Genomic DNA, 1,423 nt, shown 5'->3' on the forward strand with positions numbered 1-1,423 from the left:
TAATGCCGATCGTTTAAGCTAACTTGAACGATCCTGCAGTTAGGCGATAATCCCAACTAGTTGATTTCTAGTTGGGATTTTTTATGTTTACACAAGAGCTTCAGCTCGCCCACGAGTCTGTGGAAGAGAGCGGTGATTTTGAATCAGTCTTGACAGCAATTGATGCTGACTGGATTGAAGAATCTCTTCTTGCTACAAACAAGGCCAGTGTCCGTAATCGCAGGTTACCAGCTCAACAAGCAGTTTGGTTGGTGTTGTGGATGGGGCTAATCAGAAATAAGTCCATCAAAGAAGTTTGCAGCTCGATGGATATTGCTCTCCAACCAGGCAATAAAGAGTGGTCGCGTGTTGCACCGAGTGTTTTGACCGACTGTCGACGTCGACTAGGGGAGGCACCAATGGCCTACCTCTTTAAATCTACAGTAAGTGCATGGAGCAACAGTGCCTTAGGTAAGCCTAATGAACTGGGCTTAAGTACTTTAGCCGTTGATGGAACCACTTTACGCTGCCAAGATTCTGAAGAGAATGCACAAGAGTTTGGTTTTATATCAAAACGCTTAAAGCCATACCCTCAGTTAAGGCTTGTTTCCTTAGCATCAACTGAGACAAGAATGGTTTTAGGAGCCGCATTTGACGGGTGTGGTGTTGGAGAAATTACACTAGCCCACCAACTATTGACCGACGTTCCTGACAATTCATTAACGCTATTTGACCGCTGCTATTTCTCCGCTGAGCTGATGTTAAATTGGCAACATGCCGGAGAAGAACGTCACTGGCTGACCCCTGTAAAAAATAAAATGCGTTATGAAGTGATTGAAGAGTATGCAGATAATGACCTACTTATTAGCATGCCAGTCTCTCCTCAAGCACGCAAAAAGAATCCTGAACTACCCGAAACTTGGCAAGCCCGATTGATCGCCTATAAAGAGCCTAAAGGGGAGATCAAAGGTTTTATTACCTCTCTGCTCGATCCTAACCATTACCCTCTAGATAAACTGCTGCATATTTATTGGCAGCGCTGGGAAATCGAAGAAGGGTATGGAGAGTTAAAGCAGGTACAATTGCAAAACGAAGTGACCTTGAGAAGTCGCTTTTGCGAAGGTGTTAAACAAGAAATATGGGGAGTGTTAATCGCTTACAACCTAATAAGGCTTGAAATGGTCGCAATCGCGGAAGAAGCCCAAGTCGCGCCTACCCGCATAAGTTTTACAGCAGCGATCAGTTTAATCGATACACAGTTGAGGTGGCTTGCGCTCTCACCAGACGGAAAGTTACCAGCAAAGCTCAAACAGATGCGAGCAGATATCAAGCACTTTATATTGCCAGATAAAAGAAAGCACCGAACGTATCCACGTTCAGTGCTCTATATTCCTAGCCGATATCCATTGAGATATAAGCGCTAGTGCTTAACCGAATGGCATTA

1 protein-coding gene is annotated in these 1,423 nt (G+C 44.5%); it reads left to right on the top strand.

The window, feature by feature from the left end:
* The first annotated feature begins 83 nt into the window (after positions 1-83).
* Complete coding sequence (locus tag ACVA53_RS24870; RefSeq protein WP_446506620.1) at positions 84-1,403, top strand: IS4 family transposase; 1,320 nt, start codon at positions 84-86, stop codon at positions 1,401-1,403.
* Positions 1,404-1,423 lie beyond the last annotated feature (20 nt).

Source organism: Photobacterium sp. DNB23_23_1 (assembly GCF_052873815.1).